This window comes from Trueperaceae bacterium (genome assembly GCA_036381035.1).
Lineage (GTDB): Bacteria > Deinococcota > Deinococci > Deinococcales > Trueperaceae > DASRWD01.
The window spans coordinates 1-14,137 of sequence record DASVDQ010000083.1; the positions used below are offsets into that span (position 1 = coordinate 1).

At 72.9% G+C, this 14,137-nt stretch carries 11 protein-coding genes; 4 read left to right on the forward strand and 7 right to left on the reverse strand.

Annotated elements, in window-relative coordinates; all coding sequences use genetic code 11:
* Positions 1-186 precede the first annotated feature (186 nt).
* From VF202_09680 to VF202_09695, 4 genes are all read right to left on the reverse strand, one after another.
* Positions 187-639: an SRPBCC family protein gene (locus tag VF202_09680; protein ID HEX7040371.1), complete on the reverse strand. Its 453-nt coding sequence runs from the start codon at positions 637-639 to the stop codon at positions 187-189.
* A gap of 170 nt (positions 640-809) precedes the next feature.
* Entirely contained in the window at positions 810-1,685 is an 876-nt protein-coding gene (locus VF202_09685) for an alpha/beta hydrolase (protein HEX7040372.1), read from the reverse strand.
* Positions 1,686-1,956: 271 nt separating this feature from the next.
* Positions 1,957-4,722 carry an AAA family ATPase gene (locus VF202_09690; protein HEX7040373.1) on the reverse strand — a complete coding sequence of 922 codons (2,766 nt, stop codon included), beginning with the start codon at positions 4,720-4,722 and terminating at the stop codon, positions 1,957-1,959.
* A 175-nt stretch (positions 4,723-4,897) separates the two neighbouring features.
* Positions 4,898-5,509, reverse strand: coding sequence for a D-alanyl-D-alanine carboxypeptidase family protein (locus tag VF202_09695; protein ID HEX7040374.1), 612 nt, complete (start codon positions 5,507-5,509; stop codon positions 4,898-4,900).
* A 94-nt stretch (positions 5,510-5,603) separates the two neighbouring features.
* On the opposite strand from VF202_09695, the gene VF202_09700 reads away from it, so the two are divergent.
* Together VF202_09700 and VF202_09705 are read left to right on the forward strand one after the other, a co-directional pair.
* Positions 5,604-6,284, forward strand: coding sequence for a response regulator transcription factor (locus tag VF202_09700; GenBank protein HEX7040375.1), 681 nt, complete (start codon positions 5,604-5,606; stop codon positions 6,282-6,284).
* A gap of 92 nt (positions 6,285-6,376) precedes the next feature.
* Positions 6,377-7,555, forward strand: coding sequence for a HAMP domain-containing sensor histidine kinase (locus tag VF202_09705; GenBank protein ID HEX7040376.1), 1,179 nt, complete (start codon positions 6,377-6,379; stop codon positions 7,553-7,555).
* On the opposite strand, the gene VF202_09710 is transcribed toward VF202_09705, so the two are convergent.
* The gene (locus VF202_09710) at positions 7,476-9,602 is read right to left on the reverse strand and encodes a copper-translocating P-type ATPase (protein HEX7040377.1); all 2,127 of its coding nucleotides are present in this window, start codon (positions 9,600-9,602) and stop codon (positions 7,476-7,478) included. The genes VF202_09705 and VF202_09710 overlap by 80 nt on opposite strands.
* Before the next feature lie 17 nt (positions 9,603-9,619).
* A complete protein-coding gene (locus VF202_09715) occupies positions 9,620-11,944 on the reverse strand; it encodes a heavy metal translocating P-type ATPase (protein HEX7040378.1) in 2,325 nt (774 codons plus the stop codon).
* 239 nt (positions 11,945-12,183) lie between these two features.
* On the opposite strand from VF202_09715, the gene VF202_09720 reads away from it, so the two are divergent.
* Together VF202_09720 and VF202_09725 are read left to right on the forward strand one after the other, a co-directional pair.
* Positions 12,184-12,618 (forward strand): hypothetical protein, encoded by a 435-nt coding sequence (locus VF202_09720; protein ID HEX7040379.1) that lies wholly within the window; start codon positions 12,184-12,186, stop codon positions 12,616-12,618.
* The gene (locus VF202_09725) at positions 12,615-13,223 is read left to right on the forward strand and encodes a hypothetical protein (protein ID HEX7040380.1); all 609 of its coding nucleotides are present in this window, start codon (positions 12,615-12,617) and stop codon (positions 13,221-13,223) included. The genes VF202_09720 and VF202_09725 overlap by 4 nt, the downstream gene beginning before the upstream one ends.
* 176 nt (positions 13,224-13,399) lie before the next feature.
* Here the strand turns inward: VF202_09725 and VF202_09730 are convergent, their stop codons facing one another.
* Positions 13,400-13,879 carry a hypothetical protein gene (locus VF202_09730; protein ID HEX7040381.1) on the reverse strand — a complete coding sequence of 160 codons (480 nt, stop codon included), beginning with the start codon at positions 13,877-13,879 and terminating at the stop codon, positions 13,400-13,402.
* Positions 13,880-14,137 lie beyond the last annotated feature (258 nt).

The window sequence follows — 14,137 nt, forward strand, 5'->3', positions numbered from 1 at the left end:
GGTCGCTGGTTCGAGTCCAGCAGGGCCCACCACTGCTTGCTGACAGGTGAGCGTCGCTCCGACTACGCACCCGTCGACGCCATCCGCGTGTACGCGGGCGCAGCGGAGGGCGCGGAGAGCTGCAAGGCCGTGGGTCGCGCCGCCCGTGGCCGAGCCGACACGGCCCAGGAACGAAGCCCAGAGACCTCAGCCGCGCCCCCCACCCTCGAGGTGCCGCTTGAGCGTCTCCAGGTTGGCTGCCATGCCCCGCTTGAAGAACGGGCCTGCCAGCGGCGCCAGCAGGGCGGCCGGACCCGTCAGGCCCTCGCCGGTGATCTCTCCCTCGAGCGTCAAGCGCGTCCCGCCGCCGGCCGGCGCGAGCAGGTAGCGGTAGGTGAAGGGCGTCGGACCGCTGAGGCTGCGGAGCGTCACGCGCTCGTTCGTCTCGAGCTCGCTGACCTCCACCTCGTTCTCGACCCGGCCCTGCGGCAGGTGCCTGACCATCTCGTACCTGGTGCCTGCGCGCACGGGGCCGGGCGTGAGCTTGCGAACCGCCTGCACCGCCTCGTACCAGACCGGCGTGTTCTCGCTGTCGGCGAGGAAGGAGAAGACGTCCTGCACCCTCCTACCGATGTCGAGGCTCAGCACGAACGTGCCCATCCCCAAGCCTCCTTTCGAGGGGAACGTGTCCGTCCCCGGAGTCTAGACCCCGGGGACGGAAAGGCGTTCCAGGAGGCGATGGCGGGCGGTCGATGAGGACGTACAGCGCGATCGGCTCGCAGCGCCCGAACGGTCGCCGCCAAGCTCGACCCAAGGCTCGAGGCGCGTCGCTACAGCCTGGCGTCCGCACGGGCGGTCTCGCGCTCGCGCGCGTAGACGTCGCTCTCGTCGCGGATGAACGCGAGCAGGTCGGCGTTGACCCGGTCCTGGTGCGTGGTCGGGATCCCGTGCGGGGCGGCGGGGTAGTAGATCTCCCTCACGTCCGGAATGAGGCGCGCCGACTTCCTCGCCGTGATGTCGATGGGAACGACCTGGTCGTCCTCGCCGTGGATCAGCAGCGTCGGCACGTCGAACCTCCTCAGGTCCTCCGTGAAGTCGGTGGCGGACAGGGCGTCGATGCACTCGTACACGTTCTTGAGCCCGACCTGCATGCAGAGGCCCCAGAAGTGGTCGAGCGTGGCCTGCGAGACCCGCGACCCGTCCCGGTTCGTCCCGTAGAAGACGACCGCGAACTCACGGAAGAACTGGGCGCGGTCGTCGAAGAGGGACTTGCGGAAACCGTCCCACACCTCCGTCGGGATCCCCTGCGGGTTCGATTCGGTCTGGAGCAGCCGAGGCGGCACCGCGGAGATGAGGACGACCTTGCGGATCCGCCGGGTCCCGTGCCGCCCGACGTAGTGCGCCACCTCGCCCCCGCCCGTGGAGTGTCCGACCAGGACCACGTCGGTCAGGTCCAGCGCCTTCATCACCGCCTCGAGGTCGTCCGCGTAGGTGTCCATGTCGTTGCCGGACGAGGCCTGCGTGGAGCGTCCGTGTCCGCGCCTGTCGTGAGCGACGGCGCGGTAGCCGTTCTGCGCTAGGAACAGCATCTGCGGATCCCAGGCGTCAGCGTTCAGCGGCCAGCCGTGCGAGAGCATGACGGTTGGGCCCTGACCCCAGTCCTTGTAGAAGATCGCGGTGCCGTCGTTGGTGGTGACCCAGCTCATAGGCAGTCCCTTCCTGCTCGCTACAGGCTCGACGTGCGGGCCGGACCAGGTCGACGACCGCTGGCCCGGTCTCTCGTGGGCGTGCCCCCTTCCCGGCAGTTGGCGCTAGCGACCCCAGCGGAGGGCGGGCGCCGCCGCTGCGGTGAAGGTTAGGTCTGGGAGCGCCGCGTCGCGTCTGTGAGGCTCCCCGGTCGGGTCCCTAGTCGGCGGCGAGCATGCCCGGTCGAGCGCGTGGTCCATCGCCGTTCGCCGGTGGCCGGACGGGCCGGCGCTACCCGCGCGGACCCGGTCGCCGAGCCGCACGAGCCGGCTGCTCGACGCTCCCCAGCGCCGCCTCGAGCTCCTTGCGCGAGGAGATGCTCAGCTTGGCGAAGACCTTGTGCAGGTGGTACTCGACCGTTCGGGGGCTGATGTAGAGCTGGCTCCCGATCTCGGGGTTCGTGTGCCGCATGGCGGCGAGGCGAGCGATCTGCAGCTCTTGGGGGGTGAGCAGGTCACGGGAGTCGAGCGTGCGCCTGCGCACCGTCTCGCCCGTGGCCAGGAGCTCGCGGCGCGCCCTCTCCGCGAACGCCTCGGCGCCGAAGTCGCTCAGCATCTCGTGGGCGGTGCGCAGGTGGCCTCGCGCCTGCGCGCGTCGGTTCTCCCGGCGCAGCCACTCGCCGTAGACGAGGTGGGCGCGGGCGAGATGGACGACGACATGGCTCCTCTCGAGGTAGTCGATGGCCTCCTGGAAGAGCGCCTCGGCGGTACTGCCGGCGCTGAGCAGGGCCCTCGAGCGAGCGAGGACGCCGAGCGCCCAGTCGGACCCCGACGTCAGGGTCCGCTCCTCGAGCCGCTCCAGGGCGACGCTCGCGTCGTGGGCGTCGCTGTGGGCGCCGGCCTCGATCACCTCGAGGAGGGCGAAGCCGCTGAGCTCGAGGTCGTCGTGCTCGCAGGCCCTGCGCGCGGCGGCCAGGGCGGCGTCGTAGCGGCTCAGCCCGTTGTAGAGGACGCCCGACGCGTACTCCGCGAGCCCGACCACGCGACCCTCGCCACTGGCGACGGCGTCTCGCAGGCGGGCCTCGACGAGCCCTGCCGTCCGCGCCTCGTCGCCGCGCCAGGCCGCCAGCACCAGCGAGCTGTAGCGCAGCGGCGCGTTGCCGGTCGCCTCGCTGATCGAGTCGGACTCCTGGACGAGCGCCGCGGCCGCGGTGAACTCGCCGGCGTACACCCTGGCAGCGGCGGCGCTCTCGAGGCAGACGGGGAGGATGTTGAGCGCCCCGGCCTCGCGGGCCAGCGCGGTCGCGCGTTCCGCCAAGCCGTACCACCTGTCGCTGTCCCAGAGGTCACCGGCGACGAACCAGGCCAGCCACAGCCACGGGGTCGAGGCGTCGCCTTCTGGCGCCGCCGCCGCCTCGAACGCCGCCAGCGCCGCGCGCAGCAGCGGCACGCCGGCCGCGTGCCCGGCCGTGAAGCGCGTGGCGAGCCCGTCCAGCAGCAGGTCGATGGGGCGCGGCGGCCGCGGACCCGCCGGGGCGGCTCGCGCGGCCTCGGCTATGGCGACGAGGCTGCCAGAGGCGTCGAACCGGCCGGTGAACAGCGCGGCGGCGAACGCCTCCAGGAACGTCTCCCGAGCCAGCTCGGCGTTGAGCGGCTCGAGCCGCAGGGCGGCTTCTAGGAGCATCGGCGGGGCCTCGCTCCCCCGTCTCCTGGCGAACTCTATCTGGGCGTGGAGGCGCCCGAGCCGCGCCCGCTGGAGGTCGTCGAGCGGCCCGACCTCGGCGGCGATGAGGAGCTCATGGGCCGCCTCCGGAGCGCCGGCCTCGAACGTCGCCCGCGCCGCGGCGAGCGCCCGCGCGGCGCGCGGCCCCGGTTCGGGCGTGAGGTCGGCGGCGCGCTTGAGGAACGCCGCCTCGGCGGCGCTGCCACCGCGGCTCCTGGCGCGGTCCGCCGATCGCTCCAGCGAGGCCGCCACCGCCTCGTCTGGCGCCAGCGTCGCCCGGCCGAGGTGCCAAGCCCGACGGTCAGGATCGGCCTCCGGGTCGGTCGACTCCGCTAGGGCGCGGTGCACCTCGCTGCGCGCGCGGGCGGTCGCGGCGCGGTAGACGGCCGAGCGCGCCAGGGGGTGGCAGAAGCGCACGTTGAGGTCGACCTCGATGAGACCGGCGGACTCGGCGGGCGCCGCGGCGCCCGCGCCCATGCCGAGCCTCTCGGTGGCCCGCCGCAGGAGCTCGGCGTCACCCATGGGCTCGGCCGCCGCGACGAGCAAGAGGTCTTGCGTCGCGTCGGGCAGGCGCCGCACGCGTTGTAGGTAGCTCTGCTCGATGCGCCTCGCCAGCGGCCGCGCGTCGGGGAGAGCGAACCCGCCGGCGAGCTCGCCCACGCTCAGGCCGTGGGGCAGCTCCAGCAACGCCAGCGGGTTCCCCCGCGTCTCGGCGACGATGCGGTCCCTGATGCGGTCGTCCACGCGACCGATCATCACGGAGTCCAGCAAGGCCCGCGCGTCGGCGGCGGCCAGCCCGTCGAGGGTCAGCTCCGGCAGGCCCGCGAGCTCTCGGACCTCGCTGGGCTCGCGGACCGCGAAGACCATGGCGATCGGCTCCGCCAGCAGGCGGCGCGCGACGAAGGCGAGCAGTAGAGCCGAGGGCCGGTCCAGCCACTGGGCGTCGTCGAGGAGGCAGACGAGCGGCCGCTCTCCCGCCGCCTGGGCCATGAGGCTGAGGACGGCCAGTCCGACGAGGAAGGGGTTGGCCGCCGCGCCGGCGTTCAGGCCGAAGGCCGTGCCCAGCGCGACGCGCTGCGGTTGGGGCAGGGCATCGAGGTGAGGGAGTATGGGCGCGCAGAACTGGTGGAGCCCGGCGTAGGGGAGCTCCATCTCCGACTCGACGCCCGTCGCCCGCAGGAGCTGACACCCTGCGGCCCTCTCCGCCAGGTAGTCGAGCAGCGCCGACTTGCCCACCCCGGCCTCGCCGCGCACCACCAGCACGCGTCCCTCGTCGGCGCGCACGTCGGCGAGCAGCGCGTCGAGCGCCTGGCGCTCGCGCTGTCGGCCACGCAAGTCCGCGGTGTGCCTGACAAGCGACATGTCCGTACCCCAGGGCTGCGGCGCTGCGTCATGGAAGCGGATCGGGAGGGTCGTTCTCGGCCCCTACGGAAGGGCATTGTCTCACGGCCCTGTCGGCCGCTCTGTCGCGCCGCCTCGGCGCGCTCTGCGGTGAGACCCTCCTCGTGTGTCACCCCTCCAGCCTCGGATCGCTGGCCGCGTCGCGGTACAGGGGCGGGCAGCCCTCCTCGACGGCGTTCGTCCGCAGCTCGAAGTGCCACGGCTCGTTGCGGTACACGCGGCAGAGGCCGAAGCGAGCGCCGTGCACGGACAGCCAGGACGCGGCGGGCGCCGGACCGACGTCGACGGCGTCGCCGGTGACGTGGAGGGACGCGTCCGCGGGGGCGACCCAGCGCTCGGCCTCCGCCGCGGAGCCGTACCTCGCGACCGCCTCGCACAGCAGGCGGGCCTGCTGCTCGCGGGAGCGCCAGCCGCTGTTCACCTCGATGCGGACCCCGTCCCGGGCGGCGCGCCGCGAGGCCGCGCGCAGCGCCGACAGAAGCGCGGGGTCCAGGTTGGCGATGCCGGGCAGGTGGCCGTCGAGAGGCGTGGCGCCGGCGGGCAGGAGGCCGCCGGCGACCGTCGCCGCGTCCTCCGGCGCGCCGCCGCACACGGGCCGCGGCGCGGCCACATAGGCCTCGACCGGCGACGCCGTGGACGCGACGTAGAGCCAGGCGCCCGCGGCGAGAAGGAGCAGGAGGCCCAGGACGCGTCGCGCCGACCGGGTGCCTCTCGGGTTCACGCGCATGCCGCCCAGTCAAGGCCAGGCGACGTTGCCGCCCCGTCTGTGGTTCTCGATAGGGAAACGATAGGTCGCGCCGCCTAGCATTGGGAGCGTGCGCGTGCTGGTGGTCGAGGACGAGCCGCTCATGGCCGAGGCCATCCGCGACGGGCTGCGGCTGGAGGCCATCGCGGCCGACGTCGCCCTGGACGGCGACGCGGCGCTCGAGATGCTGAGCGTGAACGACTACGACGTCGCCGTCCTCGACCGCGACGTCCCCGGTCCGTCGGGGGACGAGGTGGCCGCGAGCATCGTCGCGTCGGGGAGCGGCCTGCCCATACTCATGCTCACCGCCGCGGACAGGCTGGTCGACAAGGTGTCGGGCTTCGAGATCGGCGCCGACGACTACCTGACGAAGCCGTTCGAGCTCAAGGAGCTCGTGATGCGCCTGCGCGCGCTGCACCGCAGGCGCGAGATCAAGCGGCCTCCGGTCCTCGAGCTGGCCGGGCTCCGGCTGGACCCGTTCAGGCGCGAGGTCTACCGCGACGGCCGGTACGTGGCGCTGACCCGCAAGCAGTTCGCCGTGCTCGAGGTGCTGGTGCAGGCAGGGGGCGGCGTGGTGAGCGCGGACGAGCTGCTCGAGCGCGCCTGGGACGAGAACGCCGACCCGTTCACGAACGCCGTGAGGATCACGATCTCGTCGCTGCGGAAGAGGCTCGGCGAGCCCTGGCTGATCGCCACGGTGCCGGGCGTGGGCTACAAGATCGCCGTGGACGGCGCGGGCGAGGGGGCGTGACCAGGCACCAGGGCGAGAGCGGGCCGGCGTGACTCGGCGCACGGACGAGAGCGGGCCGGCGTGACGGTGCGGTCCGGCGAGGGCGGCCCGGCGTGAGTCGGCGCCCGGGCGTGAGCGTGCGGCTGCGGCTCACCCTCAGCTACGCCGGGTTCCTGGTGGTGGCGGGCACGGTGTTGCTCGCGATCGTGTGGGTGTTCCTGCTGCGCTACGTCCCTCCCGGCGCGGTGCGGACGATCGGCGGGTTCGTGCCCGGCCGCGACGACCTGATCCGCGCCTTCGCGCCCAAGGCGGCCTGGGGGTTCGCGTTCCTGCTGGTGTTCGGCCTCGTCGGCGGCTGGGTCCTGGCCGGCCGGATGCTCGCGCCCCTCGAGCGCATCACCAGGGCGGCCCGCAAGGCGTCGCAAGGGTCGCTGTCGCACCGGATCGAGCTCGAGGGGCGCAAGGACGAGTTCCGGGAGCTCGCCGACGCCTTCGACAACATGCTGGCCAGGCTCGAGGCGCAGGTCGCGGAGCAGCAGCGCTTCGCGGCCAACGCCTCCCACGAGCTGCGCACGCCGCTGGCGATCACGCAGACGCTCCTCGAGGTGGCCCGCAACGACCCGGGGCACGACCGGGAGGAGCTCATCGAGCGCCTTCTGGCCGTGAACGCACGGTCCATCGAGCTGACCGAGGCGCTGCTCCTCCTCAGCCGCAGCGACCGCAGGGGGTTCGAGCGCGAGCCTGTCGACATGTCGCTGGTCGTCGAGGAGGCCGTGGAGACGCTGCTCCCGCTGGCGGAGAGGCGGGGCGTCGACGTCGACGTGGGAGGGGAGCCCGCGACCACCGTGGGCTCGCACGCCCTGCTCCTGCAGATGACGACGAACCTCGTGCACAACGCGATCGTCCACAACCTGGAGGAGGGCGGCGAGGTGAGGGTCAGGACTACCGCCGAGGCCGGGCGCGTCGTGCTCAGCGTGGAGAACACGGGCCCGGTCCTCTCGCCGCACGTCGTGTCGACGCTGACCGAGCCGTTCCAGCGCGGTCCCGGTCGCGTCCGCCGCGGCCACGCCGGCGTGGGCCTGGGGCTGGCGATCGTCGAGAGCGTCTGCCGGGCTCACGACGGCGACGTGAGGCTCGCCCCCCGCGACGGCGGCGGGCTGGTCGTGACGGCGCGCCTGCCGCTCGCCTCGGAGCCGGAGGCCAGGACCGCGCTCAGTGGGCCGGCGCCGCGCCCGGGGCTCGAGCCGCGGCCGCGCCCCCGCCAGCCCCTCGGCAGAGGTCGGTCCGCCTGAGCGTCATGGCGTTCACCGCGACGACGATCGTCGAGAGGCTCATGAACAGCGCGCCGACGGCGGGCGAGAGCAGCACGCCCGCCCAGGCGAGGACGCCGGCGGCGAGCGGGATCGCGACGGCGTTGTAGCCCGTCGCCCAGAAGAGGTTCTGGACCATCTTCCGGTAGGTCGCGTGCGAGAGCCTGAGGGCGGCGAGCACGTCGAGCGGGTCGTTCTCGACCAGGACGAGGTCGGCCGACTCGATCGCGACGTTCGTGCCGGCGCCGATAGCGATGCCGAGGTCTGCCTCCACCAGCGCCGGGGCGTCGTTGATGCCGTCGCCCACGTACGCCGTCGGCCCGCCCTGCTTGATCTCGCGCACCAGCCCGGCCTTCTCCTGGGGCAGCACGCGGGCGTAGTAGCGGTCGATGCCCAGCTCCTCGGCGACGGTCCTCGCGACCGCCTCGGAGTCGCCGGTGATCATCACCGCGCGCACGCCCATGCGGTGGAGCTCGCTTATCGCCGTCTTAGCGCCCTGCCTCACGCGGTCCGAGAGCGCGAAGAGGGCCAGCACGCGGTCCTCGTCCATGAGGGCGATCACGCTCTCGCCGCGTCCCTCGGCCTCCGCCAGTCCGCGCTCGAGCCCCGCAGGGAGGGCGAGGCCCTGCTCGGCCGACCACTCGGGCCGTCCCACGGCGTAGGCGCTTCCGTCCACGCGGCCCCTCACGCCCTTGCCGGCTACCACCTCGAAGGCGTCGACATCCGCGCGCGGCGCGCCGATGGCCTCGGCGTGCTCCACGACGGCCCGGCCGAGGGGGTGCTCGCTGCGCAGCTCCAGTGCCGCGGCGATCCTCACCGCCTCCTGCTCCGTGACGCCTTCGGCGTACACGCGCCGCACGCCGAAGGCGCCCTCTGTGAGGGTGCCGGTCTTGTCGAACGCCACCGTGCGGACGTCCCTGGCGCGCTCGAACGCCTCGCGACCGCGCACCAGGATCCCGTGCCTGGCGCTCATGGCGGTGGCGTTGACCGTGACGAGGGGGATCGCCAGGCCGAGCGCGTGCGGGCAGGCGATGACGAGGACCGTCACCGCGCGCGTGATCGCCTGCTGCAGGCCGGGCTCGGCCAGGGACCACGCCACGAACGTCACGGCTCCGGCCGCGATCGCGACGTAGAAGAGCCACCCTGCCGCGCGGTCGGCGAGCGCCTGGAAGCGGCTGCGCGAGGCCTGAGCCTCCCGAACCAGTCGCTGGACCTGCGAGAGGGTGGTGTCGTCGCCGGTGCGCGTCACCGCCACGGTGAGCGCGCCCTCGCCGTTGACGCTGGCGGCCACCACCTCCGTGCCCGGCTCCTTCGGGACGGGCCTGGACTCGCCGGTGAGGAACGCCTCGTTGACGCTGCTGGCGCCGTCGACGACCACGCCGTCGGCCGGCACCTGCTCGCCCGGCCGCACGAGGACCGTGTCGCCTGGCCTGAGGGCGCCCAAGGGCACGTCCTCGACCTGGCCGTCCGGCGTGAGGCGGTGGGCGAGCGTCGGCATCAGCTTCGTCAGCTCCTCGAGCGCGCGCGAGGCGCCCTTCACGCTCGCCATCTCGAGCCAGTGGCCCAGGAGCATCACGCTCAGCAGCGTCGCGAGCTCCCAGAAGAACGGCATGCCGGGCGCGCCCAGCGCCACGGCGACGCTGTAGACGTACGCGACGGTGATCGCGAGGCCGATCAGCGTCATCATCCCCGGCTGCCTCGCGGCGAGCTCGTGCCGGGCGCCCTGCAGGAAGACGAGCCCGCCGTAGAGGTAGAGCACCGTGGCGAGCGCGGGGTTCACCCACTCGCTGCCGGGGAAGCTGACGGCCTGGTACCCCAGCCACGCCTGGACCTGCTCGCTGAAGTAGAGGATCGGGACCGTCAGGACCAGGCTCAGCCAGAAGCGGTCGCGGAACATCTCGGGCGTGTGCCCGGCGTGCTTGTCGTGCGTGGCGGGGTCGTGGGCCGCAGGCCCATCCACCCCGTGCGCCGCGCGGTCCTCCGCCGCGCCGTGATGCGCAGCGTGCTCGTGCGCCTCGTGTTCGTGCACCCCGCGTCCTCTCGCGCTCAGGCCGCCGCGAGACGCGGCTCCGGCGGCGCGTCGGCGGCGGGGCGTGCGCTCATGGGCGGCTCGAAGCGCCGCAGCCTCAGGGCGTTGCTCAGCACGAACACGCTGGAGAGGCCCATGGCCGCGGCGGCGAGCACGGGCGAGAGCAGCAGCCCGAAGGCCGGGTAGAGCGCCCCGGCGGCCACCGGGATCAGGACGGTGTTGTAGGCGAACGCCCAGAAGAGGTTCTGCCTGATGTTGGCGAGCGTCGCCTTGGAGAGCGCCAGGGCGTTGGGGATGCCGCGCAGGTCGCCAGACATGAGCACGACGTCGGCGGACTCGATGGCGACGTCGGTGCCCGTGCCGATCGCCACGCCGACGTCGGCGGCGGCCAGGGCTGGCGCGTCGTTGATGCCGTCTCCGACGAACGCGACCCGGCGGCCCTCGGCCTGTAGCTGCCTGACGGCGTCGACCTTGCCTCCCGGCAGCACCTCGGCGAGGACCTCGTCGATGCCGAGCCGGCGCGCGATCGCCTGGGCGGTGCGCTCGTCGTCGCCGGTGACCATCGCCACGCGCAGCCCCAGCGCGTGGAGCGCCCCGATCGCCGCGGGCGTCGAGTCCTTGAGAGGGTCGGCGACCGCGATGACCGCCGCCAGCTCGCCGTCGACGGCGGCGTAGAGGGGGCTCTTGCCCTCGTCGGCGAGGCGCGCGGCCTCCGCGGCGAACGGCGAGACGTCGACGCCCAGGCGCCGCATGTAGCGGTCGGCGCCCACCTCGACCCGCCGGCCCTCGACGCTCGCGCGCACGCCGAGGCCGGGCACCGCCTCGAAGCCGTCGGCCGGCGCCGGCTCGAGACCCTCCGACCTGGCGGCCCGCACGACGGCGGCTGCGATGGGGTGCTCGCTGGTCGCCTCGACGCTGGCCACGAGGCGCAGTACCTCGGCGCGGTCGAAGCCGGGGCGGAGCGCGAGGTCGGTCAGCTCCGGCTCGCCCTTGGTGAGGGTGCCGGTCTTGTCGAGCGCGATCACGCGCGCCTCCTGCAGGCTCTGCAGCGCCTCGCCCTTGCGGAACAGCACGCCCATCTCGGCGGCCTTGCCGGTGCCGACCATGATGCTGGTGGGCGTGGCCAGGCCCATGGCGCAGGGGCAGGCGATGATCAGCACCGCCACCGTGTTCACGAGCGCGAACGTCAGCGCCGGCTCGGGCCCGAACGCCAGCCACGCGACGAAGGTGAGCGCCGCGATGGCCATGACGACGGGCACGAACACGCTCACGACCCGGTCGGCGAGCGCCTGGATACGCGGCTTGCCGCCCTGCGCCTCCTCGACCATGCGGACGATCTGCGCCAGCACGGTCGCCTCGCCCACGGCCGTCGCGCGGAAGCGGAACGCGCCGGTCTCGTTGATCGTGCCGCCCACGACCTTCTCGCCCGCGGTCTTCCGCACCGGCACGCTCTCGCCGGTGATCATCGACTCGTCGACGAACGACGAGCCCTCCACCACCACGCCGTCGACAGGGACCCTCTCGCCGGGGCGCACGACCACGGTGTCGCCCGGTACGACCTGCGCCACGGGCAGCTCGAGCTCCTCCCCGCCCCGTACCACGCGCGCTGTCTTCGGCTGCAGGCCCAAGAGCTTCCTTATCGCCTCGCTGGTGCGCCCCTTGGCGGCGGCCTCGAGGTACTTGCCGAGCAGGATCAGCGTGATGATGGCGGCCGAGGCCTCGTAGTAGACGTGGGCCGTGCCCGCGGGCAGCAGCCTCGGGAGGAACGTCGCCACGACCGAGTAGCCGAACGCCGCGCTGGTGCCGATCATCACCAGGCTGTTCATGTCGGGGCTGCCGCTGCGGAGGCCCTTCCAGCCGGGCCGGTAGAAGCGCCGGCCGGGCCCGAACTGCACGACGGCGGCGAGCGCGAACGCGACGTACCGGACGACCTGGTCGGGCACGAGGCTCGTCAGCGCGCGCTCGAGCGCCGGCACGAGCATCGGCACCATGAAGAGCAGCACGAGAGGAGCGGTGGCGACGGCGCTGAGCGTCAGGTCGCGACGCAATGCGGCGAGCTCGCGCTCCCGCGCGGCGCGCTCCACGTCCGAGCGCCGCTCGCCCGCCTCCACCTCGAGGACCTCGTAGCCGGTGTCGCGCACGACCTGGTGGAGCCTGGGGAGGTCGGTCACGCTCGGCAGGTAGCGCACGGTGGCGCGCTCGGTCGCGAGGTTCACGCTGGCGTCGACGACGCCGTCGGCCTGCCGCAGGGCGCGCTCGACCCGCGCGACGCAGTTCGCGCAGGTCATGCCCTGCACCCCCAGCTGGACGGTCCTCGTCGTGCCTTCGACCGCGGTCTCCACGGCGACAACTATAACCACCCCAGGGGGGGTGGGGTGACGCGGCAACGACCAAGCGTAGACGAGGCGGCCCGGTTGGACGACCCTCGCCGGGGGCGACCCGGGCCGCCGGTCGCGACGGCTTCGTCCGGACCCGGCGGTCGCCACCCTGTCGGGTAAGAGCCCGGTGACACCGCGGCTGCTACGTTGCTCGTGCGAACGAGGCCGTTCGCATCGCCACGAACGACAGGAGGGGGGCGGCGATGAGAAGCATCACCATCCGCAAGCCGATCGGACGGGTCTCGGCGGCGATCCTGCTAGCGACGCTGCTGGGCACTTCCTTCGCGGACACGAGCCTCCGGCTCGGCGCGACGTTCCCGGGCTGGGACAAGCTGAGCACCTACGGGGTCGAGGGCGAGTTAGCGGAGGCGGTCGCCGACCTGGCGAGCGACTACGCCCGCCAGCTCGGTCGCTTCTGCTCGCTGCCGGAGGTCTTCCTGAGGGACGGCAGCTCCAGCGTGCTGACGGCGCTGGTCTTCTACGAGGGCTACCTGCCCTACGGCTCCCGCGAGGAGGTGCTCCTCGACACCTACGACCAGCGCGTCTCGGTGGTCCACACGAGCTACGGAGGCGAGGCTCTGGTCCTGCTCATCGACCTCGACGACCTGGGCGTGGCCATGGCGGTGTGCGGGATATGACCTTCGCGAGGCGCATCGTCCCGCTCCTGCTCTTCGTCGCCGCGGCCGGCCACGCGCTCGGCCAGGAGATCGTCGCCGAGTTCACGGGCAACGGGCTCTCGAACACCCGCCCCTTCACCGTGCGCAACGGCTGGGAGATCCAGTGGAGCGCCAACGGCGAGATCTTCCAGGTCTACGTCTTCGACTTGGCCGGCGAGCTCGTCGGCGTGGCGGCCAACCAGATGGGACCCGGTAGCGGCACGTCCTTCAACGCGCGGGGAGGCACGTACTACCTGCAGGTCAACGCCATGGGCTCGTGGGCCGTACGCGTGGTCCAGCTCCCCGCAGGGAGCGCATCGCAGGTGACGGCTCCGCTCGAGCTCGAGGGCGATGGGACCCAGAACACCAGGCCCTTCAGCGTCGCCGGACCCTGGGAGATCCGGTGGACGGCCGACGGGGACCTGTTCCAGGTGTACGTCTTCTCCGCCGACGGCGAGCTCATCGGCGTGGCCGCCAACCAGATGGGCGCCGGCGGCGGCTCGTCGTTCCAGCCGCGGGGAGGCGACTACTACCTCCAGGTGAACGCCATGGGGGCGTGGAGCTTGAGCATCGTCCCGCTGGATTGAATCGTCCCGCTGGATCGAAGCGTGCCAGCGCGCGGCAGCTAGTGCGAGCGGCAGGGGGACGCCCTGCCGCTCGCGGGGATGGGGTTCGGGGCCCGCGGCTCGGCTCGGCAGGCCCCACTGACCTGTTCCCGGCCTGGCCGAGGTCAGCCGCCCGCCGGGCCGAAGCAGGACCACGGTCAGGCAGACGTCAGCCGCCCGCCGGGCCGAAGTCGGCGCTGACTATGTTCGAGGTCGCGCAGTTGCCCGTCGGCACGAACGGCGTCACGCACACGCGCGCGTAGACCTCGTGCGTTCACCTCAGAAGCTGCGCCGAGCGCGCCCGTCACGCACACGCGCGCGTAGACCTCGTCCTTGTTGCCTATGACCCAACCCAGGATGATCGTGTCCGGGTCCTCGTCGAGCGTGCTCTCCGAGACCAGCACGCTGATGCGCCGGTCCACGCACCGCTCCTGCGCCTTGACGCAGGTGCGGCGCAGCGTGATGAGGTGGTCGTCCCAGATGGGGTCGTCGCCGCGCAGCGTCACCACCTCCGTGAACACGGACCCCGCCAGGAGCTCGCAGCTGGAGAAGCAGACGCGATAGCTCACCGTCACCCTGCGGCGGTTCCTCTCCTCCTCCGGACCGATCTCGAGCCTGACGTCCTGAACTGTCGCCACGTTCCCGATCCCTCCTTCTGCTCACGACCAGCGACCGCTGCCTAAAGGTGCAGGAGCGGTCGATCTACCGGCCAGCGGCGTCCGCGTGGGCTCCGCGCCGACGTCTCTCGCTCGTTCCCCCTTCGCGCCTGACGACGCCACCGAGGCGTGACGAAAGGCTGTCCACCTCCCATCGCGGGTGAAGGAGTCCGCGGAGCCCCAGGGCCCGACGGGGACCCCGCGCCGAAGATGAAGTGAAGTGTGCTGATCCTAGCGGCC